Consider the following 26021-nt stretch of genomic DNA (forward strand, 5'->3'; position numbering starts at 1 on the left):
GGGGATGTCACAGGCATCAGGTTCTACCGCAGCGCCAACGACAACGGCCAGAACGTCGTCGACCTGTGGAGCTCGACGGGCACCAAGCTCGCCACTGCCACTTTCACCACCACCACGGCGAGCGGCTGGCAGACGGCGAACTTCACGACACCCGTCACCATTGCCGCCAACACCAATTATGTCGCCTCTTACCATACGACCGGTGCTTATGTGGCGACGGACAGCTTCTTCGCCAATGCCGTGACAAACGGTCCGCTGACGGCCCAGTCAAGCGCTGTCGCCGGCGGCAACGGTGTCTTTGCATACGGCGGTTCCGCCACCACAGGCCTCTTCCCGAATTCCACTTTCAATGCCGCCAATTACTATGCCGACGTGGTCTTCCGGCCGCAACTCGTCGGGTGAAGAAAAGGACAAGGTTACGGACCGATTTCGAATGAGGCTCATACGACGCAAATGCTGGTCGCGGCGAAGGGCGCTTCGACCGCTGACATTCAAGGAATGCCGATGAACAGGCCGAAGGACAGGAAGGAGCGGCTTCCAGTAACCGTGCTGGCCGGCTTCCTCGGCGCTGGGAAGACGGCGCTCCTCAGCCACGTCCTGAATAACCGTCAGGGCCTGCGGGTCGCTGTCATTGTCAACGATATGAGCGAAGTGAACATAGACGCCAGTCTCATTCGAGACGGCGGCTGCAACCTGTCGCATACGACGGAGACATTGATTGAGCTCAGCAATGGCTGCATATGCTGTACCCTGCGCAATGACCTCCTGACGGAAGTACGGCGACTGGCAGAAGAGCGGCGATACGACTATCTGTTGATCGAAGGCACCGGCATTGCCGAGCCATGCCCTATCGCGGCAACCTTTTCTTTCCGCGACGAGAACGGCGTCTCGCTCGCCGATTTTGCCAGCCTCGACACCATGGTCACCGTTGTCGACGCTGCAAACCTGTTAGCCGACTACAGCAGTGCCGATCTGCTTGCCGACCGCGGCCTGCAACGCGACGGTGAGGACCGGCGCACGCTCATCGACCTGCTGGTGGATCAGATCGAGTTTGCCGATGTTGTCGTGATCAACAAGATCTCGGACGCGACCGAAGAGATCCGCGCGGAAGTCCGCAAGATCGTTGCCGCGCTCAACCCGGATGCGCGCCAGGTGGAGACGGATTTCGGCAAGGTTTCTCTGGCAACCATCCTCAGTACGGGCCTCTTCGATGAAGCAAAGGCCGCCGCCCATCCGTTGTGGCACAAGGAACTGTACAACCCGGGCTACCATGTCCCGGAGACGGAAGAATACGGGGTATCGAGCTTTGTCTATCGCACGAGGCGTCCCTTCGACCCGATGCGGTTTCGAGCCTTCCTGGACGAGCCCTGGCCGGGGGTAATGCGTGCCAAAGGCCACTTCTGGCTTGCCACGCGCCCGCGTCATGTGGGCCTGATGTCGGCTGCCGGCATCCAACGGCGCTGCGAGCCCATGGGTCTCTGGTGGGCAGCTGTGCCCCGGCAGGACTGGCCGAACCATCAGCAGTTTCGTCAGCATCTCGAGAGCCGGTGGGACAGCGCTTGGGGCGACCGTCGGCAGGAATTGGTTTTTATCGGCGTTGATATGGACGAGACAGGTGTGCGGACCGCACTGGACGGATGCCTCGCCAGCGCCGATCCACGCGACTGGGCGACCCTCGAAGATCCGTTTCCTGCCTGGTAGCACGGGCGGCGCAGGACAACGTAACCGGCTCGAGCAGCCGATCCGGCCCGGAATTTTTTCAACCAGCGTCAGCTACCTAGGACAGGACCCTTGCCCATCGTCACGGCTTGGTTCGGCAGCCATTTGCCAGGCGAGATATCTGGTCTCGCGCCCCGGTAAGTTCAAAGCCGGTGCTGTAATCTATCACACCGGCCTTGATGGCGAACATAGTGGCGAAATCAGCGCCAGATGTGAGGGCGGAAAGCAGCTTCGGATGCTTTGAGAGAACAATCGTTCGCCGATCGGGACTGTTCCCGTCGAGGCGGATCGTCTCTTTGTACGTCCCAATCTCGAAGCGCGCCAATCGCAGACCGTTCCCACCAACAGTGGCATCGCCAATCTCGAAGATGAGACCGTTCTTGGCGTCGCACCGGACCATGTAACAAGCCTCGATGTCGCTCGCATCAATCATTGAGCATGTTCCGACCGCTCCCGCATGCGAACCGGTGAGCTTAACCCATGGAGCGGGCGGCTCGACTTCCTGTGTGAGCGCAGGCGATGCCGCAAGGCACGCGCCAAACACACACGCTGTCACGCCAATCACGCCTGCGACTGCCGGTCTGCTGAACCTCATCCTATCCTCGTTTTCTACGACGTTGCGAGCCCAATAGCGTCTCGACTTGGACGTGCTTGTCAAGGTCGATTGAGAGGAGACGCAGAGCTTAGCCAACGCGAAACGGTGCGACCGGTGGGCCGGGCAGCTCTAGCCCGGAAAGGCTCTACCGGTAGCCGCAGGCAGCTCTAGGACTTTGTCGGCCGGCCTACGTTGAGGATCATCATATCGGCGTAGGGGATACCTCCCTCATACCCCAGATTGCTGTCGTACATTCCCTTAGCAAAGGTGCCAGAATACACGCCTTGCTATAGCGGTCGAAGGGCCGGCCGATCCGGGAGGGGACGCCGCTGATGCGGAGAATTCATGTCAGTAATCGTGAGTATTTGAGTACATTTGGTGGAGCGTTGAGTATCTGTCGTGCACCTTCACCCTGGAGCGCAGTGCTGGGGACCGCGACGGTTGTATCTTCCACGAGTACCGATGGTTCCCCAAGCTTTGCCGGTAAGGGCAGCTTCGCCAATCCCGACGGCGGCGCGGTCCCGTCCCCCTACACAGGCAATTTCATGCTGCCCGCCGCGTTGATCTCAGCAGGCGGCGTGCAGACGGCCTCGATTCCACCAACGGCGATGCCCGCGCCTGCAGGCGACGGCAGCGCACAGGACACGTCCGCCAAGACGGCGTCGGTTGCGACGGTGTTGCAGACGACGACTACGTCATCCGAGCGCACCGTGCTCGGCCCGGACCCGTACGAGGAGGCTGCGACGCTGCCTGCCGCGCCCGTGCTGATGGGTGTTACCAGCGATGCGGGCACGGGAGGCGCTACCACGCCGCCGGCCGATCCTGCCGCCGGTTCCGGCACGACGTCATTGCGCCTTCAAACCTCGATAGCCTCCATCTCGCTGGGGCCAAGCCAGGACGCTTCCGCCAATACGACCGCGGCCCCGACTGCGCTTGCAGCACCGGTGGCGGCGGCTGCAGCTGCTGCAACTGCTGCGACGCCCAACAAGATCGCGCTCGAGAACATGAAGCAAGGCAATCCGATCAGCGAATGGGGTCTGGCGGGCGACGGCGGCGGCACCATCCAGGGCTTCGCCACCGAGATCAGCACGAATATCGGCCAGACGGTCGATTTCAAGATCGCCACCGATTCCACCCATTACCGCATCGATATCTACCGCATGGGCTATTATGGCGGGGACGGCGCGCGCAAGGTCGGCTCGATCGAGCAATCGCTGACCACGGCGCAGATCCAGCCGCATCCGATCGTCGACATGTCGCTCGGCCTCATCGATTGCGGCAACTGGTCGGTTTCGGCGAGCTGGCAGATTCCGACGGACGCGGTCTCCGGCGTCTATTTCGCCAAGCTGGTGCGCGAGGACGGCGTCGAAGACGCCAGCATCATTCCCTTCGTCGTGCGCGACGACGCCTCCACCAGCAATATCGTCTTTCAGACGTCAGACACGACATGGCAGGCCTATAATGCCTGGGGCGGCGCCAGCCTCTATTATGGCGAAGTGCCCGTCGACCCGGCAGACATGATCGGCTACCTGCCGCCGAACTGCAGCTGCGGCCTGCAGGCCATCGGCCGGGCCTCGGCGGTCAGCTATAACAGGCCGATCATTACCAATACGAGCCCGATCGGCGGCTCGCACGACTACATCTTCGGCGTCGAATCCTCCGCCATCTCATGGCTGGAACAGAACGGCTACGACGTTTCCTATATATCAGGCGTCGATGCGGCGCGCAGCGGCGCGCTGCTGCTCAACCACGATGCCTATCTCTCCGTCGGGCATGACGAATATTGGTCTGCCGAACAGCGCGCCAATGTCGAGGCGGCGCGCGATGCCGGCGTCAACCTCGCCTTCTGGAGCGGCAACGAGTGCTACTGGAAGGTCCGCTGGGAAAGCAGCATCGACGGCAGTGGCCAGGCCTACCGCACCATGGTCTGCTACAAGGAAACCTGGGGCACGAGTACGGATCCGAGCAATGTCGGCACCGGCACCTGGCGCGATCCGCGCTATGCCGATCCGGGGCAGCAGCCGGAGAATGCGCTGACGGGCACGATGTTCCAGGTGGACAGCTACCGCCAAGATACGATCTCCATCCCCTACGACTATTCGAACTTGCGCTTCTGGCGCAATACCGATGTCTCCCAGCTGAATGAAGGTGAAACCTACAATCTGGTGCAGAACCTGCTGGGCTACGAGTGGGATTCCGATGTCGAGAACGGCTTCCGCCCGGATGGTCTCATCAACCTGTCGCTCTCGTCGGTCTCGGTCGATACCTATCTGCGTGATTACGGCGCAACGGTCGGTTCGGCCGTCGCCACCCATAGTCTCACCATGTACCGGGCGGCAAGCGGCGCGCTGGTCTTCGGCGCCGGCACTGTCTTCTGGTCCTGGGGGCTGAGTGACAACCACCAAGGCCCGGCCACGTCAACCGATCGCAATGTACAGCAGGCGATGGTCAACATGTTCGCGGACATGGGCATTCAGCCGACCACACTGGATGCGAGCCTGATCCTTGCGACACAATCGACCGACACGCTGAAGCCCACTTCGTCGGTCACCTCGCCGATCGTCGGCGCAAGCTTCCTCGAAGGGCAGCATGTGACGATCACCGGCACGGCGCAGGATTTCGGCGGCGGCATCATTGCCGGCGTCGAAGTCTCGACCGATGGCGGCCAGCACTGGTTCAAGGCGTCAGGCCGCGAGAGCTGGAGCTATAACTGGGTCGTCCAGGCGAGCGGAACCTACACGGTCATGTCACGGGCCGTCGACGACAGCGTCAATATGGAGGCGCCGTCTGTCGGCAAGCAGGTCACCGTCACCCTGCCGAGCACGCAGGGCCTTTGGACGCTGGCGGAAAAGCCGGCGACCGAAGCGGCGATCGATCGTGATTCCGTCGAGCTCGGCCTGCGCTTCCAGGCGACGACGGCGGGCTTCGTGGAAGGTATACGCTTCTACAAGGGCTTCTACAATATCGGCGACCATGTCGTCAGCCTCTGGAGCGCCGACGGAACGCGGCTGGCAACGGGAGTATCGGTCGGCGAGTCGCTCTCTGGCTGGCAGACGGTGCTGTTCTCCAGCCCGATCCAGATTGCCGCCGGCACAACCTATGTGGCCTCCTATCACAGTGGCGGTTTCTACTCGCTGACGAACAATTATTTCACTGGTGGCACCTATGCCAGCGGCGCGGTGAAGGCCGTCGATGGCGGCGGCGTCTTCGCCTATGGCACCACTGCCGGCACATTCCCCGGCCAAAGCCCCGGCACCGGCACGAATTACTGGGTCGACGTGGTCTTCGATGCCGGCCCGAACAGCGCGCCGGTCGCGACCGACGATACGGGGCTGACCATCTCCGGCAACGATACCGTTGTCATCTCGATCGCCTCGCTTGTCGGCAACGATACCGATCCTAATAGCGATGCGCTGACGATTTCGGCCGTCGGCAATGCCGTCAACGGCACGGTGACGCTCAACAAGCAGAACGGCACCGTCATCTTCACGCCGACCAACAATTATTCGGGGCCGGCAAGCTTCGCCTATACGCTGTCGGACGGGCGCGGCGGCACGGATCAGGGCAGCGTCAGCCTCACCGTGAACCCAGGCCCTTCGGGGGAAACGCTGTTTACCTCAAGCGAGGGGCCGACGGGCGCCAGCTTCAACGACGGCCAGGCGATGGAACTCGGCATGAAGTTCGTCGCTTCGTTCAGCGGCATGATTACCGGCATCCGCTACTACAAGGCGGCCGGCGATACCGGGGCCCATACCGGCTCCCTGTGGACGGCGGACGGGACGCTGGTTGCGACCGTCGCCTTCGCCGACAGCGGATTGGTGAACGGCTGGCAGACCGCGACATTCACCAACGCGGTGCATATCGGGGCCGGCACGACCTATGTCGCCTCCTACAGCACCACAGGCTCCTATGTGGCGACGGCAGGTTATTTCACGTCAGCCCATACCCATGGCTCGCTGACGGCGCTCGCCGGCAGCAATGGCGTCTACACGGTCGGGGGCTCGGCATACCCGACCTCCAGCTACCAGTCGTCGAACTACTGGGTGGATGTCGTCTACAACCAGTCGACGGGCAACTCGGTGCCGGTCGCCGCCAACGACAATGGCTACACCACCTATTCCAATACGGCGCTGTCGATTGCCGCAGCCAGCCTGCTTGCAAACGACACCGATGCCGATGGCGATCCGCTCAGCATCACCGGCGTCAACGGTGCGGTCAATGGAACGGTGACCTTCAACAGCCAGACCAAGTCCGTCATTTTCACGCCAACGGCGGGTTATGCGGGCGCGGCAAGCTTCTCTTATTCGATCTCGGATGGGCTTGGCGGAACGGCGTCGGCCACGGTGAGCCTTACTGTCGGCACGCCGCCCGGCGGAGGTACGACGTCGAGCCTGTTCGGCGGCGCCGACACGTCGGGGGTTGCCGGCGCCAATGACGCCAACTCGGTCGAACTCGGCGTCAAGTTCATCGCTTCCGCAAATGGCCAGATCACCGGGCTCACCTATTACAGGAGCGCCCAGGATACCGGTACGCATGTCGGCTCGCTCTGGGCGGCGAGCGGCCAGCTTCTGGGCCAGGCGACCTTCATCAACGAGACGGCGAGCGGCTGGCAGACGGTTTCCTTCAGCCAGCCGATCAATGTCACGGCCGGCGCCACCTATGTGGCGAGCTACCATTCGAACGGCTTCTATTCCGCAACGGCGAACTACTTCACGACGGACCATACGAGTGGCGCGCTGACGGCACCGTCGAGTGCTGCGAGCGGTGGCAACGGCCTTTATGCCTATGGCTCGGGCAGCCTGTTCCCGACCGCCTCCTACAATGCCACGAATTACTGGGTGGATGTCCTCTACCATCAGGGCGGCGCGCAGAACGCGGTTCCGGTCGCCGCCAATGACAGCGGCTTGTCGACCAATACCGGCACGCCGATCACCATCCAGGCCTCAGTGCTCCTGGCAAACGACACCGATGCCGATGGCGATCCGCTTGCCATCACCGGCGTCAGTGGCGCGGTCAATGGCTCGGTCGCATACGACGCCCAGGCCCAGACGGTGACATTCACGCCGACGGCAGGCTATTCGGGACCGGCGAGCTTCAGCTACGCAATTGCAGACGGCAAGGGCGGCACGGCGTCGGCGCAGGTTGCGCTCACCATCAACGGCGGCCAGACGGAAGGGCCGGAGCAGAACCTCTTTGCCGCCGATGCCACGCCTTCAATCGTCTCTGTCAACGACAACCAGCCGGTTAATCTCGGCATGAAATTCCAGGCCGATACGGCAGGCTGGGTCACCGGCATCCGCTTCTACAAAGGGGCAGACAATACAGGCCCGCACAACGGCTATCTGTGGACCGCCTCGGGCACATTGCTCGGCAGCGTCAGCTTCAGCAACGAAACGGTAAGCGGCTGGCAGACCGCGACGCTGACCCAGCAGGTCGAGGTCGCCGCGGATACGACCTATGTCGTTTCCTACAGCACCAACGGCAATTATTCGGCGACTGGCAATTACTTCAGCGCCGATGTGACGAACGGCGACTTGAGGGCGCTCAGCGGCAACAACGGCGTCTATGCCTACGGCTCGGGCGGCTTGTTCCCAAGTGCCAGCTATAACAGCACAAACTACTATGTGGACGTAGCATTCAGACCGCAGCTCGCGGCGTAGAAGAAGCGAGCGGGGAGTATCGATGACGAGTGCAGACAACAGACTTCCGGTCACGGTCCTTGCCGGCTTTCTCGGCGCCGGCAAGACGACGATCCTTAACCACGTCCTGCGCAATCGCGACGGGCGTCGGGTCGCCGTCATCGTCAACGACATGAGCGAGGTGAATATCGATGCCGATCTCGTGCGCGACGGGGGAGCGAACCTGTCGCGGACGGACGAGACGCTGGTGGAGCTCACCAATGGCTGCATCTGCTGCACATTGCGCGACGACCTCCTGAGCGAAGTGCGCCGCCTCGCCGCCGCCGGCCGTTTCGATTATCTGCTGATCGAGGGCACCGGCATTGCCGAACCGTTGCCGGTCGCAGCGACCTTCTCCTTCCGCGACGAGAGCGGAGCAGCCCTCTGCGACGTCGCGCGGCTCGACACGATGGTTTCCGTCGTCGATGCGGTCAATCTTCTGGCCGATTATGCGAGCGCGGAGTTCCTGAGGGATCGCGGCGAGAGCCGGGACGGAGACGACGAGCGCAAGCTGGTGGAACTGCTCGTCGAGCAGATCGAATTTGCCGATGTCGTGGTCATCAACAAGGCGCGGGATGTGACGCCTGCAGCGCTTGCCGAGGTTCGCCGCGTCGTTGCCGCGCTCAACCCCGATGCCCGCGTCATCGAGACCGGCTTCGGCCAGCTGAAGCTCGACGCCATCCTGAATACCGGCCTTTTCAGCGAAGCGAGAGCTGCCCGTCATCCGCTGTGGCACAAGGAACTCTTCGGTTGGGGCGACCATGTGCCGGAGACGGAGGAATACGGTATTTCGAGCTTCGTTTATCGCAGCCGCCGGCCGTTCGATCCCTCCAGGCTGCGGGATTTTCTCGACAGGAAATGGCCGGGCCTCATCCGCGCGAAGGGCCATTTCTGGCTGGCGACAAGGCCCGACGAGATCGGCCTGCTATCGATTGCCGGCACGCAGTGCCGCATCGACAGCAAGGGCTTCTGGTGGGCGTCCGTGCCGAAGGCGCAATGGCCGCATTATCCGCAGTTCCGCCAGCTCATCGAACGGCATTGGGACGAGGTCTGGGGCGACCGCCGCCAGGAACTCGTTTTCATCGGCGCCGGCTTCGACGAAGACGCAATCCGCACCGCACTCGACGACTGCCTGACCGGTGAGGAGACGGGGTTCGATCCGCAGACGGCTGCCGGACTTCGGGACCCGTTTCCGGCCTGGCAGCACGCACATTCACATCGATAGAGCATCCTAATGGACGTAAGACGCCCAAGGTGAAGACGTTTTGATTATCAACCAGAGGAGAGAACAATGAGCAACGAACTCTATGCAGATGGCATCGGCGAAATCACCATCACGGGTACGATCGTGCGCATCGACCTGATGTCGCTCTCGGCCACCGATCGTGATGCCAACAACAATCCGAAGCCAGTATTCCGCCAGCGCATCATCATGCCGGTCGATGCCTTCGCCAATGCGGTCGATCTCATGCAGAAGGCGCTTGGCGGGTTGGTCGAGGCGGGCGCGGTCCGTCGTATCGGTGATACGTCAACTGCGGCGGCTGCCGATATCCAGTCGGTGCAGGCAGGCGCTTCGAACGCCTCGCCGAACTTCAACTGATAAAACAAATATTGCCTCAGTCTCGTATTGTTTCGGGTGGGCCATGAGTGGTTTTCTGCATACCAACCTGCACTGTCTTGCATTGGTCGCGCGTCATCACGGCGTCGATCTTGCTCCTGAACGATTGCAGCACGATTATGCCGTCGGCAACGATCCTGTTGTCTTGCGGCAGCTGCTGCGCATGGCCAAGGATGCCGGCCTCAGGGCAAAGCATCTGACGCTCGACTGGCGATCCCTGTTCCAACTTGGCGAGGCATTCCCGGTGCTCGCTGAGCTGACGAACGGCAACTGGGTGGTCATCGCCGGCGCTGTCGGGAGCGGGGAGGATGAGAGAATCCGCGTTCTCGACCCGCTGGCATCACGCGCCGAAGTGATGATGCTCAGCGAAGAGCAGTTCGCCAAGGCCTGGCTCGGATCGGTGATCCTGGTGAAGCGCAACTATCGCATGTCCGATGAGGATCGACCCTTCGGCTTCCGCTGGTTCGTACCCGAGATCATCAAGCAGCGCAGCTTCTTCCGCGATGTCGCGCTCGCCGCCTTCGTGCTCTACGGGCTTGGGCTGACGACGCCGATCTTCTTTCAGCTCGTTATCGACAAGGTGCTGGTGCATCAGAGCTATGCGACGCTGACGGTTCTCACGGCGGGCATTGCGATCGCGCTCGTCTTCGACGCGACCTTTACTTTCCTGCGCCGCTATCTGCTGCTCTATGCGACGAACAGGATCGACATCCGCGTCGCGACCCGCACCTTCGGCCATCTGCTCAACCTGCCGATCGCGCTCTTCGAACAGGCCTCGGCCGGCGTTCTCGTTAAGCATATGCAGCAGACAGGGCGCATCCGTGAATTCCTGACCGGCCGGCTGTTTCTCACACTGTTGGACGGCGTTTCGCTCCTGGTCTTCGTGCCGATCCTGCTTCTCTATAGTGTCAAATTGACGCTTGTAGTGCTCGGTTTCGCAGCCCTCGTGGGCCTCGTGGTGATGATGCTCGTCGGGCCGTTCCAGCGCCGGTTGCAGGCGCTCTACCAGGCCGAAGGCGACCGGCAGGCATTGCTGGTGGAAACCGTACACGGCATGCGCACCGTCAAATCGCTGGCGCTGGAGCCGCGCCAGCGCAAGGTGTGGGACGATTATTCGGCCCAGTCGATCTCCGTGCGTTTCCGGGTCGACAAGATCTCGACCATCGCCCAGGCGATGACCGGACTGCTGGAGAAACTGATGAGCGTCGCGATCATCGGCCTCGGCGCGCTCGATGTCTTCAGCGGCGCGATGACGATTGGCGCGCTGGTCGCTTTCAACATGCTTGCCGGCAGGGTCTCGGGACCACTGGTACAGATCGTCACCATGGTGCACGAATATCAGGAAGTCGCGCTCTCCGTGCGCATGCTCGGCGAGATCATGAACCAGCGGCCGGAGCAGGCGGGCCGCGGGCGAGGTGTACGGCCGCATCTGCAGGGCCGTATCGAATTCGACAGGGTCACCTTCCGCTACGGCCCGGACAGCGCGCCGGCGCTCGACAATGTCTCCTTCGCCATTCCGGCGGGCTGCTTGTTCGGGGTGGTCGGCAAGAGCGGCTCGGGCAAGACGACGATCACAAGGCTCATCCAGGGCCTCTATCAGAGCCAGGAAGGCCTCGTGCGCATGGATGGCTATGACAGCCGCGAGATCGACCTCGTGCATCTGAGAACGAGCATCGGCGTCGTGCTGCAGGATAGTTTCCTGTTTCGCGGCTCGGTGCGCGAGAATATTGCCGCCGCCAAGCCTGATGCCAGCATCGAGGAGATCATGGAAGTCGCCCGCATCGCCGGCGCCGAGGAGTTCATCGAGCGCCTGCCGCGCGGCTTTGACACGATGCTGGAGGAAAACGCCTCCAACCTTTCAGGCGGCCAGAAGCAGCGGCTTGCCATTGCCCGCGCGCTTATCACCGATCCGAAGCTGTTGATCTTCGACGAGGCGACGAGCGCGCTTGATCCCGACAGTGAGGCGATCATCCGCGAGAATCTGAGCCGCATCGCCGCCGGCCGCACCGTCGTCATCGTCTCGCACCGGCTTTCGACGCTCGTCGATGCCGATGCCATTCTCGTCATCGACCGTGGCAAGGTCGCCGATATCGGCCGGCACGATCAGCTTGTATCGCGCTGCATGACCTATCGCCACCTGTGGTCCCAGCAGATGAGGCAGGTCGCATGAACGCGCACACCAGAAAACCCAGCGAGAACCTGCCGGTCCCTTCAGACAAGGCTCCCTTAGACAAGGCGCCCGCGGGCAAGGGAAGGGAACTGACCGCCCGCCCGCCGCTGCCGCCGGCAATTGCCGAATTCCAATCCGATGCCGTCGAGCTCGAGGAACGTGCGCCGCCCAGAGTTGCGCGCATGACGCTCTATTGCGTAACCGCGCTGATTGCTTCGGCGATCACCTGGGCCTCGGTCTCCTCGATCGACGAGGTGGTGATCGCGCCCGGCAAGCTCGTCACCACCCAGCCGACCATCGTCGTCCAGCCGCTCGAAACCTCGATCATCCGCACGATCGAGGTGAAGGCCGGCGAGGTCGTGCATACCGGTCAGACGCTCGCGACCCTCGACGCCACCTTCAGCCAGGCCGATGTCGACCAGCAGCAGGCGAAATTCTCCGCGCTCGACGCCCAGGTGAGGCGCATCGAGGCCGAGCTTGCCGGCGACGACTATACGAAGATGGCGGGAGATACGCCCGACCAGATGCTGCAGGCGCAGCTCTTCGGCCAGCGACGCGCCTTCTACGTGGCGCAGCTGCAGAATTTCGATCAGCAGATCGCCGGCCAATCGGCCGCTCTTGTGGCGAGCAAAAACCAGGAGGCGGTGCTCAATGACCGACGTGATGGGCTCTCACAGATCGAAGCAGCGCGCGAGAGGCTCTATGACAACCAGAGCGGTTCGCTAATCACGCTGCTCGGTTCGCGCGACGCCCGCCTCGACGTCGAATCCGATCTGACAGCCGTCCGCGGCCGGGCCGACGAGGCCGCACACTCCTATGCCAAGCTGACGGCGGACCGGCAGGCCTTCATCGAGGATTTCCGCCGGGCGGCGATGGAGCAATTAGTGGAGCTGCGCGGCCAGCGTGACATGGCGGACGAGGAACTAAAGAAGATGGCACTGCGCCGCAACATGGTCGTGCTGACGGCTCCGGCCGATTCCGTCGTGCTCGACCTGGCGCAGCGCTCGGTCGGTTCGGTGGTGCGGGAGGCGGAGCCGGTGGTCACACTCGTGCCCATTAACGTGCCGCTGGAAGCGGAAGTCTCGATCAACACGCGCGATATCGGCCGGGTGGCCGTCGGCAAGGAAGCCCGTATCAAGCTCGACGCCTATCCGTTCCAGAAATACGGAACCGCGACAGGCGAGGTGAGGACCATCAGCCAGGACACCTTCCTAACCGGCCAACAGGAGCAGACCGCCACCTCCGGCCAGCCGGCCGCCCCCTTTTTCAAGGCGCGGATCCTGCTTGCCGATACCCGGCTGAATGCCACAGATGTGCCGGTGCGACTGCTTCCCGGCATGACTGTGACCACCGAAATCAAGGTCGGCAACCGCACGGTGATCTCCTATTTCCTTTATCCGCTGCTGCGTGGCCTCGACAACGCAATACGCGAACCTTAGGACGTGATGGATCAGTCTCCCCGGACTGGGATCTCGAGTAAGATTCAAGGCAGAAATTTCGCGTCTCAAAGCCGCGGCCTGTCGCGCCCGCATGTTCGTGAAGTCGGATCTGCCCGGCTTCCGGCGTTAACTTCGATCGATTGGGAATGAGTGTCGCAATGATTTACGACGTCTGCATTATAGGCGGCGGCATAGTTGGTCTTGCCACCGCCATGGCCGTTCTGGAAAAGCGGCCCGGTGCAAGTGTAGTTCTCCTTGAAAAAGAGCCCGGCTTGGCCGTCCACCAGACAGGGCACAACAGCGGCGTCATCCACGCGGGAATCTACTATGCGCCAGGCAGCTTGAAAGCGCGCCTTTGTCGGGAGGGGGCCGATGCCATCAAGGCGTTCTGCAGGGAGAAGAGTGTACCTTATGAACAATGCGGAAAACTGGTGGTTGCCACCAACGAGCTCGAACACCGCCGCCTGAAGGACCTGGCCGAACGGGCAAAGATCAACAACATCGATATCGAATGGCTCGATCGGAATACGCTGAAACAACGCGAGCCCATGGTCGAAGGCGTCGCGGCAATTTTCGTTCGGGCGACGGGTATCGTCGACTACAAGGCTGTGTGCGTCGCCATGGGCGCTCATCTGACCGCTCAGGGCGTGGAAATCGAATTGAATACGCAGGTTTCCGCGATCCGAGAAACCTCGGATCTCGTCGAGATTGCAGCGGGTGAGCGTCAATGGCGGGCCAGACAGCTGATCGCCTGCGCCGGTCTGCAGTCCGACCGCATCGCCAAACTTGCGGGCCTCAAGATCGATCATCAGATCATACCGTTCAGGGGCGAATATTTCCGCCTGCCGCCGTCGCGGAATGGACTGGTCAGGCACCTGATCTATCCGGTGCCCGATCCGTCGCTTCCATTCCTTGGCATTCATGTCACCAAGATGATCGACGGCAGCCTTACCGTCGGACCCAATGCGGTTCTGGGAATGGCGCGCGAGGGGTATCCGAAATTCAGCATAAACATCTGGGATCTCCGCGAGTGTCTCTCGTTTCCCGGCCTATGGCGACTTCTCTGGAAAAACGCAGGCGCCTCCGTGCGCGAGTTCAGGGACTCGCTGTGGCGGACAAACTATCTGGAAGCGTGCCGCAAATACTGCCCGTCGCTGACACTCGAAGACCTTCAGCCGATGGAAGCGGGCATCAGGGCCCAGGCCGTGATGCGGGACGGGCGTCTGGAGCATGATTTTCTGTTCCTAAAGACGGGTCGCATGCTGCACGTCTGCAATGCGCCGTCGCCGGCAGCCACGTCGTCGATCCCGATCGGCCGGGATATCGCCGACAGGTGCTTTTCCGCCGGCTGAAGAAACCGTGAGGGAAACCGGATGACGTTCAAGACAAGATTTCTCGACATCGGGATGAACGATGCCGGTCGCTCCGACCGCGGAGCCAGCAGGAGGACGAACTCGTTCCAGGTCAGGACTGGATAGGGGGATCTTGCATTAGCTTCGATGCGACCGGCGCCATGCCGCTTGTCCGGCTCCGGGTGGCAGCCTCTTTCGTTTCTTCATTCTGCCGCCGGCGAAAGGGGCTGGTCCGGTTCGATGAAGTCGTTCTGCCAAGCCTTATGTCCTCGCCAGACGTTTGTCAGTTCTGCTCGATTGCCCGAGCGGTCGGGCATCCCTGCCTGTTGTCCCGATTCAGTAGGCTGGTACCCACGCCAGTGACAACAACTATTCTCGCTTCCTTCCCTCGATGGCGTTCCCTACAATCTGCCTGTTCTCCCGCCCTGGAAATGAGGTTTTCATGAGCACGCTTACCCGCTTCTCCGTTCAGCCGCTCTCGACCATGACCCGCCGTCTTGCCGATGTCGCCTCCGCTCGTCGCGAACCCGATCTGGTCATCCAGGGCGCGCGCGTCTTGTCCACCTATTCGGAGCGCTTTCTCGAAGGACGGGAAGTCTGGATTTCGGGTGGCCGCATTGCTGCCGTGAAGCCGGCTGGTAGCTACAGCGGCGGGAGCGCTAAGCTCTACGACGCCAAGGGCGGCATCATCGCCCCCGGCCTGGTCGATCCGCATATCCATATCGAATCCTCGATGGTGACGGCCTGCGCCTATGCCGAAGCGGCCCTCCTCAACGGCACGACGACGATCTTCTGCGACAGCCACGAGATCGGAAACGTCATGGACGTCGACGGCGTCGAGGCCATGCTCGAGGATGCACGGCAGGCGCCGCTATCCATCTTCCTGACCGTGCCGAGCACCGTGCCGGCGACGACGCCGGATCTGGAAACAGCCGGCGGCGACCTGACGCCGGACAAGATCGCCGCCCTGTTCGACAAATGGCCAGAAGCAGTGGCTCTTGGTGAGAAAATGGATTTCGTCCCGGTCGCGATGGGCGACGAGCGCAGCCATGCGATCCTGGCTGCGGCACTCGAGCGCGGCAGGCCGGTGTCGGGTCATGTCTACGGGCGAGAGTTCGTTGCCGCCTATGCGGCATCCGGTGTCACCGACACGCATGAAGCCATCGACCGCGACATTGCCGACGACCTCCTGGAAGCCGGCCTGTGGATCTTCCTGCGCGGCGGCCCACCGACGACGCCTTGGCATTCGCTACCGCAGGCGATCAAGACGATCACCGAGCTCGGCGCTTCCCACAAGCGCGTCGCCGTCTGCACCGACGATCGTGATGCGGAAGACCTGCTCGCCTTCGGCCTCGACTGGGTGACGCGCGAAGCCGTGAAATACGGCATGAGGCCGGAACAGGCCTGGGCGATGGGTTCGCTGCACGGTGCGACGCGGTTCGGCATGGAAGGCGAAATCGGCGGTCTGGGTGGCGGACGGCGCGCCGACCTGGTGCTTCTCAGCGACGACCTTACGCCGGTCAGTACCTGGTATGGTGGCGAGCTCGTCGTCGACGGCAAGAAGATCACGCCGATCCTCGACGAAGCCCTGTCGAAACCATACCGCTATCCGGATACCGCCTACCACACGGTCAAGCTGCCAAAAAATCTCAAGCTGACACCGGACCTGCCGACGGAGACGGTCGTCGCTCATACGATCAAGACGGAGCTGCCTGGCATTACGCTGGGCCATGTCACCGTCACGCTGGAACCGGCCAATGACTGGCAGGCGCATTTCGACAGGCACGACCTCTGCTTCGTGACGGTGGTGGAGCGTCATGGCAAGTCTGCCGGCAATATCGCCCACGGACTGCTCAACGGCTTCGGGCTCAGACAAGGCGCGGTCGCATCCTCGGTCGGCCACGACAGCCACAACATTATCGTCGCCGGCACCAATGCAGCGGACATGCAGGTGGCGCTCGACGCGATCGAAGAAAAGCAGGGTGGCGTCTGTGTCGTGATGGACGGCAAGGTGACGGCCATGGTGCCACTGCCGATCGCCGGGCTTTTGTCCGACAAGCGCGTGCACCAGGTCGCGGACGAGGTAAAGGCCTTGAAGCTCGAATGGGAAAAGGCGGGCTGCACCATCGCCTATATGGGCTTCAACCTCATCCCGCTGTCGGTCATCCCGGAAATCCGGATAACCGACAAGGGTCTGGTGCTGGTGCCGGAAATGGTGATCTCGCCGCTCTTCGAAAAGACCTGAACGCCGGCAATCCAATGGCAAAAGAGGTGCGGATCCTTCGCTGCGACGGGGCAAGAAAACCTAACTCTTCGCTAGCAAACCGCCATCAGTAACGTTACGTATCGAGCGCACGTTGTTTGGCAGAGATCAGCTCCTTGAAGTGCGCAGCAATCCTACCTTCGCGGCTAGCGTCCTCCGCTTCCCAACCGAACTTCCACGCGTCGTGACGCGCAAGCCAATCCCCGAGGGCACTGGTATCACCAGTAGGCATCCTATGGGCGGCGAGGTATGGGTTTTCGTGAGCCTTCAGGCCGAGCACCCGCGCCCTTGAGCCTGCTTCCTGTAAATCGATCAGCTCTTCAATCGTCATACGCGATCCCCCACGATGTTCGGCGAGGGTAACATCGCAGTCCGCGCATGCAAGAGAATGCTAATTAATGAGTTAATTTGGGACAGTTGCCAGCTCGCGGCTGCGCCAGCATGTGGGCATCCGTGTAGGCAATGCCCATGCTGAAAATGCCATGTCGGTCGATCATTGTCATGACTTCGTCGTGGCGACGATTGCTCCGCGCTGAGCGGCAAGGAAATCCGCCGGAGCGGATCAAGCGACACGAGCGCGTCCTGAAGAACAAAGCCGATCTTTTCGCCACGCAGGCGTCGCCAGTCCTTTTCGCCAAAATTGCCGCTACAGCCCTCCGACAACCTTTTATGGGACGCAAACTCAGCATGGGGAGTGGTCGTTCCAGTGGGCCACCGGCAGCAGCCAGAATGAGGTGTCCTGCTGGACGAATGTCAGGGGCCACATCAGCATATTAAACAGAATGGCACCCGGGACGACGAGCGGCGTCGGTCCGTATCGGCCAAACAAGCTGCCAACCGCGGGAGTGCATAAGACCCATGATCAGCCTCCCGGGGGAAGGAGCCGACCGCTTTGCAGCGCGGTGGAACCCAGACGGGCATGGCGGGAGGGGGCCAACAGGTCGATGATCGATCAAGCATGCCCATAGATAAAAGACCATGTCCTCCAGTTGACGCGAAACGCTTTTTGACGATACGGCAAGGCGATAGCGTGAACGGCGGATGGTCGGTCCGTGGAGCGGAGCTGCGGAGCATGGGTTTGAAACGGGCGGTGGATTTTTTACTGGCTTTGATTGCGTCGGTGATCCTGCTCCTTCCAATCCTCATCGTCGCTCTGTGTGTTCGCCTCACCTCGCCGGGTCCAATCCTCTATTGGTCAAAACGTGTCGGCCGTTTCAATCAGATCTTTCTGATGCCAAAGTTTCGCAGCATGCGCGTCGACACGCCGACGGTTGCCACGCATCTGCTTGAAAACCCGGATCGGTTTCTGACGCCCATCGGCTCCTTTCTGCGCAAATCCAGCCTCGATGAACTGCCGCAGCTCTGGTGCATTCTCGAGGGGAAAATGAGTTTCGTCGGCCCGCGGCCGGCACTCTACAATCAATACGACCTAATAGAATTGCGGACGGCCCATGGCGTCGACAAGCTCTTGCCCGGATTGACGGGATGGGCGCAGATCAACGGACGCGACGAATTGCCGATTCCGGAGAAGGTTAAATTCGATATCGAATATCTCGAACGTCGCTCGCTCGGCCTCGACATAAGCATCCTGTTTATGACGGCCGAGAAGGTAATCCGCCGCAAGGGAATAAGGCATTAAGCTACCTACTTCTGATAGATAAGCAGTGCGGAAGACCTTGGTTTCCGATTATTTCAGTTGCGCTCGTTGCAGAAAATGACAAGAAGGTGGTGTCGATCGATCTGCGAAACGCTGGTAAGCAATGCCTGAAAATACCCCCGCTGAGACATCGCGCTCAGGATGGTTCTTAAAGCCGATGCAAGCGCTCGTCGCCCCTCTGTTGGCGATGCCGCGGGTTGCCAAACGTGCTCTGGCTTTGCTGGTGGATTCCAGCTTTTGCGTTCTAACCATCTGGCTGGCCTATTGCTTCCGCCTCAACGAATGGACGGTACTAACCGGCATCCAGTGGTTGCCGGTCTTCGTTTCCTTGTGCATGGCACTTCCCATTTTCATCGTCATGGGCATGTATCGGGCGATCTTTCGTTATGCCAATATGGCTGCTTTCATTACTGTTCTGAAGGCGATTGCGATCTACGGCTTTGCCTTCATGACGATCTTTACCGCCCTCAGTGTGCCGGGCGTTCCGAGAACCGTCGGCATCCTCCAGCCCTTCCTGCTGTTGATTGCGATCGGGCTGTCGAGGCTGGGTATCCGCTACTGGCTCGGGGATGCCTACCAGCGCATCCTCCACAAGAATATGCTCGCCAAGGTGTTGATCTATGGGGCGGGGAAGGCCGGGCGGCAACTGGCGGCTGCCTTGATGAACAGCGCCGAACTCAATGTCGTCGGCTATCTGGATGATGATCCGCGTCTCAAGGGCGGCGTCATGGGTGGTTTGCCGATCTATGACCCCTCGGATCTTCCGGTGCTTGCCGAAGCTCTTGGCGTCCACAATGTACTTCTTGCTCTTCCATCCGCATCGCGACAGCGTCGCAACGAAATCCTGGAGCACATCCGCAAAGCCAGGGTCAATGTTCGTACATTGCCCGATCTCACGGCCCTGGCTCAGGGACGCATCGCCGTCTCCGACATCCGTGAGCTGGAGATCGAAGATCTGCTGGGGAGAGAAGCGGTCGCGCCACGGCAGGAGTTGCTCGACAAGGCGATGCGTAAAAAGGTGGTTATGGTCACGGGTGCTGGTGGCTCGATCGGCGGCGAGTTGTGCCGCCAGATTCTACGCAACGAGCCTTCCACCCTGATCCTCCTCGATCAGAACGAGTTTGCGCTTTATAATATCCATGCCGAATTGCAGAAGCTGGCCGAGCTGTACAGACAAGAAGATCTGCAGATCGTCCCAATTCTTTGTTCCGTTCGCGACCAGGATCGCATGGAACATATCATGCAGAGCTGGCGACCTCACACGCTCTATCATGCAGCCGCTTACAAGCATGTGCCCCTTGTCGAACATAATGCCGTGGAAGGCATCAAGAACAATGTCATGGGTACGCTGGTCACGGCGCGCGCGGCCAATAAATGCGGCGTTTCGAATTTCGTACTGATCAGTACAGACAAGGCCGTGCGTCCCACGAACGTGATGGGGGCCAGCAAGAGACTGGCGGAGATGGTTCTGCAGGCGCTAGCAGCGGAGTCTACAACCGACAGAATGCGAACCAATTTTTCCATGGTCCGCTTTGGGAATGTACTCGGTTCGTCCGGATCCGTCGTGCCGCTTTTCAGGCAGCAGATCAAGGAAGGCGGCCCCGTTACGCTGACACATCCTGAGATAACCCGCTACTTCATGACCATTTCGGAAGCCTCGCAACTCGTCATCCAGGCTGGCGCGATGGCCGAGGGCGGAGATGTTTTCCTGCTCGACATGGGAGAACCCGTGCGCATCGCCGATCTCGCCCGCAAGATGGTAGAGCTTTCCGGGCTGACCCTCCGCGACGATGACAATCCTGAAGGGGATATCGAGCTTTCCGTTACCGGCCTCAGGCCCGGCGAGAAGCTCTACGAAGAACTTTTGATCGGCGACAACCCTGAAACAACCGAACATCCTCGCATTATGAAGGCGCGCGAGGATTTCCTCTTCTGGCCGGAGCTTTCGAAAAAGCTCAACTCGCTCAATGCGGTATTGGATCGGAACGATATGGTCGCGGCACGCGCGATGTTGGCGGAGCTCGTCTCCGGCTATTCCTCAACCGGTGAAGTCTCGGATCTGGCCTTCACCGGCGCCGAAACCAATACGGCGGCCTGAGACGTCAAGTGCCAGCAGACGTTACCTCCGAACGACAGGCGCAAACCGTGTGCTGCCGCGGTCCACACAAATAAGGGCGACCAAATAGGCGAAGATCGGATCCAGAGCCTTCTGATTGAACATGATGCCAAAGCTGCCGGTTATGACGTAGCTGCTGACGAGCAGAAGAGCGAGCGCAATGGCGAGATCCCGGCCCGGTCCGGGTTCTTTTCTCCACGCGCCTATCACGGGCGTCAGGAGCATCAGCGAAAGCGCCGCAATGCCGAAAACGCCGGCGTCGATTCCCGCAGTCAGAAAACCGTTGTGGACATGCGAGAAGGGCAGCTGTGGCCTTATACTATCGGGCAGCTCTGCCAAAACCGAAGTCATCCGGTTTTGCGGGCCATAACCAGTCAAGGGGTCCTTGCGGATTGCTGATAGTGCACCTTTGTACAAAGCGAACCGCGCACTGAGCGACGTGATCTCGCCGTCACTGCGTTCGAGCGTTGTCAGATCTCCTTGGAGCGCTTCAATGCGATCGAGGATCTGGCCGCTACCCAGAGTGATAAGTCCCGCTAACAGCAAGGAGCCGGTAATGGCGAGGCTGCGCAAACTCAAATGGAAGCTGTGTTTGCGAAAATACCAGAAAAAAATGACGATATGGACGGGAATGACCAGCCAGGCCGAGCGCGTTCCGGAAAGCAGAACGCAGCCTAGACCGGCGGCATATCCCAATATCGCAATTCTTTGCTCCACGCTTCTCGGAGATTGAACGTTGAGAAGCGCAATGCCGCCGAAAAGAACGCCTATGATCCCCAGCAGTGCAGCGTTCGAAGTTCCAGCTTCTGCCCTGGACATCAGAAACATGATCTGCAGGAGACTGAAGACAAAGGTGACGATCATGCCGATGCCTGCGCCGAGGATAAAGAGCGGCAAGAGACGGCCATCGGGAGATTGGCGCATCCGCGGCAATATCAGCCAGACCGAAAAGAAAGGCAGGAGCCGGAATATCCAGTCCAGTTCTTCGGAGTAAGGCGGATTGATGAATATGCTGGCGATCATCACCAGCGGGTAGATCGACATGCTAATGGCAACCAGCCGGTCGGATCGCGACAGGTTCAAGGCCAGGCGGCCCGTGACCAGACCGTAGAGGCCCCACACCATCGACGCGAGGAGGATGAAGGAGTTAAAGTTCGGCGAAAGTCCTGGAAGGATTGCAAAGGCAAAGACCGCAATGCGGTTGTTTCGGTCGAGCGCGCCTCCCGCCCCATTTCCGGGATCGAGAACCGCCATCTTGAGTTGTTTAAAATAATTCACTATGCCGGCCCTGACCGTGTCGATACTGCCTCGCTAAGGATCGTGAAGACGGCTGTCAAGTCGCGATGAGGGCGCAATCCATGGCTTTATTCAACGTGGTATTCAGGCAACAGGCCGTTCTGGACAGACATTGTTCTATTCGATGATCGCGGCAAACGGATACGGCGGGAAAGCCGGCTTCAACGGAAAACACGTTTGAGGTGCGGCTTGATTTGAGGGTTTGATCGTGATCATCCGACGAGCGTACCGCGGGAAGAGAAGGCGGCAACATCGGGATCAGGAGAGCCAATCGAAGAACCGATGCTGCGTTTCGTTGACGTGAAGTGTCTGCCGCTATCGCCAATACACCCTTGTGGAGCTTTCCGCCGATGATCGACCGAGGAGATAGCCGAGCCCAAATGCCAGAATGCCGGTGGTGAGCAACAGTGCGCTTGCTGTGTACGGGTGCTCTCTAGCGCCGGAGGCGACGGCATAGGCCTCGCGCTTCATCTCTTTGGCTGCCGACTTCGCGCCTTGGTCAATCCCTCCGGCTGCTCGGTGGGCGTTCCGGTGAATCCAGCGTTCAAGTTCTGTTTGTCGACCATTTCGGGGACCTTTCTGAGATTGGCGCGAGGCGGAAAGTTCAATCCTGCTCGCGTGTGCCGGGGGAGGCTTCGCGTTGATCCGCGTCTTCGAGATCCGTCTTGACGAGGAATGCATCGGTATGTTCGCGCGAGGCCTCTCGCAGGGCTGCGAGATTTGGAGGATTGTCGGCCTCGCCCTGCTGGGCGTCGAGTTCATGTTCGGCCAGGGTCCAGTGATGCCGGTGCTTGCCTTCCGGCCTCCCCTCCTTCTCCCACAGGGAATATGCCCTTCTTCGGATCTCCTCCTCGCGGGTGGCTGGCGGCAACCCGCCGCTCTTCCTGTCGATTTGGTTTGCGGCTCGCCGAGCCATCTTCTGTCCGCGTGCGTCCGCAGCGGGTGGAGCTTTCGGCCGCCCGTCGTCGGTCGTGCTTTCGATTACCTTGCGTCGTGCTGGGTTTTTCATGACCATCTCCTTGGGGATTTCAACCAACTCGACGGATCTAAGTTCCAAACAAAGAGTGTCACGGCGCAAAGATGGGGCTTCTGATTTCGCAAGGCTCATGCCGTTCACCAGCGCTTTTGAAGCGCAATCATTGCTCGATCCCCAAGCCCAGACTGAAATGCTCAATTCGCGAAGCGCTGAATCACGAGATGCGGTGCCATACCGCACTCATCCGCAGCACGTCTTGGCAAGGCCATTTAACTGATATACTAGTATGCCAACAAGCACCGACGCCCGGTATCGTTATGTCGCAAGAATCAGAAACCGAAGTCTTGGTAGTCCCGACTTCGCAGGAGGTTGGCGGCAGGCTGCGCCGCGTCACCACGGCCGGCGCCATCTACGATCGTCTCTATGCCGACATCGTGTCGCTACGGATGCCGCCTGGCATGCTGCTGCAGGAAAAGCGGATTGCCGATGATTTCGGCGTCAGCCGCACACCGGTGCGTGAGGCGCTGCTCAGGCTTTCCGAAGGTGGACTGGTCGATATCTATCCGCAATCGGGCACGGTCGTGTCGCGGGTGCCGGTCTCGGCGATCCCCGAGGCGGTCGTTGTGCGCAAGGCGCTCGAAGGCACGACCGTCGAGACTGCGGCCCTGACCGCGACTACCGCAGACATCGCCCGTCTCGATACCATCATCGCCCGGCAGCGGTCGCACGCCGCGACCAACAATGCCTCGAGCTTCCATGAGGAGGATGAGGCCTTCCACGAGGCGATCGCGCAGATATCAGGTTATCCCGGCATCTGGGCAATCCTGAAAACGGTCAAGGTGCAGATCGATAGGGCACGGCGGCTGACGCTGCCGGTGCTTGGGCGCATGGACAACGTGGTGCACGAACACATCATTATCCGCGATGCGCTCGCCGCTCACGATGCGGCGGCGGCACGCAGCACAATGATCCATCACTTAAGCGCCGTCATTCCCGATGTCGACGAACTGCGCGCGCGTTACCCCGATTATTTTTGCTGACGGCAGGCCAACACGAAACGAAGACCAGGGAAGGAAGAAGGATGCGACAAGGTTGGAGATGGTTCGGACCGGAAGCGCCGGTGACGTTGGATGACGTCCGTCAGACGGGCGCCACCAATATCGTCTCTTCGCTGCATCAGGTGCCGATCGGCCGGGCCTGGACGGAGAAGGAAGTGCGCGAACGCCAGTCTCTGATCGAGACGACGCCGGGCGACCGCTCGCCACTCGTCTGGTCGGTCGTTGAGAGCATCCCGATCCCCGACGCGGTCAAGCGCAAGGGCGGGGAGGCGAAGGCCGAAATCGAGGCGTGGGTCGCCAGCCTCGAAGCGGTCGCCGCCTGCGGCATTCCGATCGTCTGCTATAATTTCATGCCGGTGGTGGACTGGACCCGCACCGAACTCGATTTCGTGACACCGACGGGCGCCACCGCCATGCGTTTCGATCACGAGCGCTTCGCAGCCTTCGATCTCTTCATTCTGGAACGGCCAGATGCGGCGCAGCACTATTCCGCGGAAGACCGGGAAAGGGCGCGTATCGTCTTCGAGGCGATGACGGACGACGAGGTCGCCGACATCACCCGCATCATCACCTCGGCTCTACCGGGGTCGACCACCGAACCTCTGACCATACCGGCCTTCCGGGAAAAGCTGGTCGCTTATAGCGGTATCGATGCCGCAAGATTGCGTCGGCACCTGATCGAATTCCTGGAGGCGGTGACGCCGGCTGCTGAAGCGCGCGGCGTCAAGCTGACGCTGCATCCCGATGATCCGCCGCGCTCGCTGTTCGGCCTGCCGCGCATCGCCTCGACGGCCGATGATTATGCCGCGCTCTTCGATGCGGTGCCATCGGCGGCAAACGGCATGTGTTATTGCACCGGCAGTCTCGGCGTGCGCGCCGAGAACGACCTGCCGGCGATCGCACGGCGCTTCGCCTCGCGCATCCACTTTGCCCATCTGCGCGCCACGACACGCGAGGGCGACGGCCGAACGTTCCATGAAAGCGCGCATCTGGAAGGCGACGTCGACATGGTCGCGGTGCTTCGGGAACTGGTCGCGGAAGACCGCCACCGCGGCACACAAGACACCATCGTCTTCCGCTCGGATCATGGCCACCGCATGCTTGACGATCTCGACAAGGTCGTCACCCCAGGCTACCCCGCCATCGGCCGCATGCGCGGCCTCGCCGAACTGCGTGGTATCCTGCATGCTCTGGGCGCGCCGCCGACCTGAGGGTGTCCTCGAACGGCATCGACTGACCTTGGCGAATTGGGCTGCTGCGGAGCAAGCTTCTTCCCGCGCCCGCACCGGCTCGCTCGTAAGAAAAAATCATCGCGCTCTGAAGCCCGAGCGATGCTTCAGAGCGCGCAACCCTTCAAGAAAAGATCGGCGCACATCTTCGCCCGCGCCTGTATTGCTTCGATCGTCGGCGGTGGCTCCTGACGCAGGATCGCCGCGCGCTGCGGCTCCATGGCCATCATGCCGCGCAGCATGCCGCAGGCTAAATGCGGATCGTCGAGCGCAATGAGGCCGCGGTCGACCTGCCGGCGCAGCCAGTCCTCCATCAGCGCATTGGTGCGTAGGATCGCCTGTTCGTAGAAGGACGTGGCGATTTCAGGGAAGCGGTCCGACTCGCCGATGACGAGGCGCATGATGGTGACCGTATCTTCAGAGAGCGACAGTCTGCCGTAAGCCATCAGCATACGTTCCAGCCCATCTCTCAGATCGGCATTGGCGAGCATCGGGGGATCGAGCGCAAGCAGGAAACCGACGATACGCTCTGAGATCATGCTGGCAAAGAGATCGGCCTTGGTCGGAAACAGCCGGTAGAGGGTCTTTGTGGAAACACCGGCATCCTGGGCGATCGTGGCGATGCTTGCCGCCGCGTAACCATTCTCGTGAAACTGGGTATTTGCCGCCTTGATGATCAGGCCCCTGGTGTCGTCGTCACATCGCAACTGCGGCCTTCCGCGCGGCCTTCTCTCAATTTGTTGATTTTGGACCATAATGATTTTCCAAATTCCTATTGACATCCATTTTATAGTGCATATTTTGGAAAATATCAAGTTTCCTAAATAGGATTTCACTTGAATTCAGAGGCCGCAG

Annotated in this window: 18 protein-coding genes and 2 pseudogenes; 13 read left to right on the plus strand and 7 right to left on the minus strand. The window is 60.8% G+C overall.

The annotated features are described in order from the left end of the window. Together AC1D2N_RS30900 and AC1D2N_RS30905 are read left to right on the plus strand one after the other, a co-directional pair. Positions 1-402: DUF4082 domain-containing protein (locus AC1D2N_RS30900; RefSeq protein ID WP_477982623.1), on the plus strand; the 402-nt coding region annotated here is incomplete at its 5' end. A gap of 102 nt (positions 403-504) precedes the next feature. Then, positions 505-1701, plus strand: coding sequence for a GTP-binding protein (locus AC1D2N_RS30905; RefSeq protein WP_376766710.1), 1197 nt, complete (start codon positions 505-507; stop codon positions 1699-1701). Between the two features lie 100 nt (positions 1702-1801). Here the strand turns inward: AC1D2N_RS30905 and AC1D2N_RS30910 are convergent, their stop codons facing one another. Next, complete coding sequence (locus AC1D2N_RS30910) at positions 1802-2152, minus strand: hypothetical protein (RefSeq protein ID WP_245368930.1); 351 nt, start codon at positions 2150-2152, stop codon at positions 1802-1804. A 494-nt stretch (positions 2153-2646) separates the two neighbouring features. Here AC1D2N_RS30910 and AC1D2N_RS30915 point away from each other — a divergent pair, with 494 nt between their 5' ends. The 7 genes from AC1D2N_RS30915 (at position 2647) to AC1D2N_RS30945 (ending at position 16816) form a co-directional block, all read left to right on the plus strand. After that, complete coding sequence (locus AC1D2N_RS30915) at positions 2647-7974, plus strand: DUF4082 domain-containing protein (RefSeq protein WP_130654089.1); 5328 nt, start codon at positions 2647-2649, stop codon at positions 7972-7974. Between the two features lie 22 nt (positions 7975-7996). Then, positions 7997-9217 (plus strand): GTP-binding protein, encoded by a 1221-nt coding sequence (locus tag AC1D2N_RS30920; protein WP_130654088.1) that lies wholly within the window; start codon positions 7997-7999, stop codon positions 9215-9217. A gap of 66 nt (positions 9218-9283) precedes the next feature. Then, on the plus strand, positions 9284-9592 hold the full coding sequence (locus AC1D2N_RS30925; protein WP_018246620.1) for a hypothetical protein: 309 nt from the start codon (positions 9284-9286) through the stop codon (positions 9590-9592). 43 nt (positions 9593-9635) lie between these two features. Beyond that, on the plus strand, positions 9636-11780 hold the full coding sequence (locus AC1D2N_RS30930) for a peptidase domain-containing ABC transporter (RefSeq protein WP_130654087.1): 2145 nt from the start codon (positions 9636-9638) through the stop codon (positions 11778-11780). Then, positions 11777-13219 (plus strand): HlyD family type I secretion periplasmic adaptor subunit, encoded by a 1443-nt coding sequence (locus AC1D2N_RS30935; RefSeq protein ID WP_130654086.1) that lies wholly within the window; start codon positions 11777-11779, stop codon positions 13217-13219. The genes AC1D2N_RS30930 and AC1D2N_RS30935 overlap by 4 nt, the downstream gene beginning before the upstream one ends. Positions 13220-13365: 146 nt before the next feature. After that, complete coding sequence (gene lhgO, locus AC1D2N_RS30940; protein ID WP_130654085.1) at positions 13366-14571, plus strand: L-2-hydroxyglutarate oxidase; 1206 nt, start codon at positions 13366-13368, stop codon at positions 14569-14571. A gap of 442 nt (positions 14572-15013) precedes the next feature. Further along, complete coding sequence (locus AC1D2N_RS30945; RefSeq protein WP_130654084.1) at positions 15014-16816, plus strand: adenine deaminase; 1803 nt, start codon at positions 15014-15016, stop codon at positions 16814-16816. A 94-nt stretch (positions 16817-16910) separates the two neighbouring features. Here AC1D2N_RS30945 and AC1D2N_RS30950 read toward each other — a convergent pair whose 3' ends face one another. After that, positions 16911-17165: a CrpP-related protein gene (locus AC1D2N_RS30950; protein ID WP_130654083.1), complete on the minus strand. Its 255-nt coding sequence runs from the start codon at positions 17163-17165 to the stop codon at positions 16911-16913. Positions 17166-17268: 103 nt separating this feature from the next. Continuing rightward, positions 17269-17349 (minus strand): annotated as a pseudogene (locus AC1D2N_RS30955) (type II toxin-antitoxin system VapC family toxin); the annotation flags it as partial. A 557-nt stretch (positions 17350-17906) separates the two neighbouring features. On the opposite strand from AC1D2N_RS30955, the gene AC1D2N_RS30960 reads away from it, so the two are divergent. Both AC1D2N_RS30960 and AC1D2N_RS30965 read left to right on the plus strand, forming a co-directional pair. Beyond that, entirely contained in the window at positions 17907-18473 is a 567-nt protein-coding gene (locus AC1D2N_RS30960) for a sugar transferase (RefSeq protein WP_026188787.1), read from the plus strand. 121 nt (positions 18474-18594) lie between these two features. Then, entirely contained in the window at positions 18595-20589 is a 1995-nt protein-coding gene (locus AC1D2N_RS30965; RefSeq protein ID WP_130654082.1) for a polysaccharide biosynthesis protein, read from the plus strand. Between the two features lie 21 nt (positions 20590-20610). On the opposite strand, the gene AC1D2N_RS30970 is transcribed toward AC1D2N_RS30965, so the two are convergent. From AC1D2N_RS30970 to AC1D2N_RS30980, 3 genes and pseudogenes are all read right to left on the minus strand, one after another. After that, positions 20611-21885 (minus strand): O-antigen ligase family protein, encoded by a 1275-nt coding sequence (locus AC1D2N_RS30970; RefSeq protein ID WP_026230626.1) that lies wholly within the window; start codon positions 21883-21885, stop codon positions 20611-20613. 333 nt (positions 21886-22218) lie between these two features. Next, a pseudogene (locus AC1D2N_RS30975) lies at positions 22219-22469 on the minus strand (hypothetical protein). A gap of 38 nt (positions 22470-22507) precedes the next feature. Further along, positions 22508-22912, minus strand: a complete 405-nt coding sequence (locus AC1D2N_RS30980; protein ID WP_130654234.1) for a DUF2934 domain-containing protein — start codon at positions 22910-22912, stop codon at positions 22508-22510. Positions 22913-23196: 284 nt separating this feature from the next. Here AC1D2N_RS30980 and AC1D2N_RS30985 point away from each other — a divergent pair, with 284 nt between their 5' ends. After that, positions 23197-23919 carry a GntR family transcriptional regulator gene (locus AC1D2N_RS30985; RefSeq protein WP_018246633.1) on the plus strand — a complete coding sequence of 241 codons (723 nt, stop codon included), beginning with the start codon at positions 23197-23199 and terminating at the stop codon, positions 23917-23919. Between the two features lie 41 nt (positions 23920-23960). Beyond that, positions 23961-25148 (plus strand): mannonate dehydratase, encoded by a 1188-nt coding sequence (gene uxuA / locus AC1D2N_RS30990; protein ID WP_018246634.1) that lies wholly within the window; start codon positions 23961-23963, stop codon positions 25146-25148. A gap of 125 nt (positions 25149-25273) precedes the next feature. Here uxuA and AC1D2N_RS30995 read toward each other — a convergent pair whose 3' ends face one another. Beyond that, the gene (locus AC1D2N_RS30995) at positions 25274-25921 is read right to left on the minus strand and encodes a TetR/AcrR family transcriptional regulator (protein ID WP_018246635.1); all 648 of its coding nucleotides are present in this window, start codon (positions 25919-25921) and stop codon (positions 25274-25276) included. Positions 25922-26021: the final 100 nt, after the last annotated feature.

Source organism: Rhizobium sp. P1_B8, from assembly GCF_056406515.1.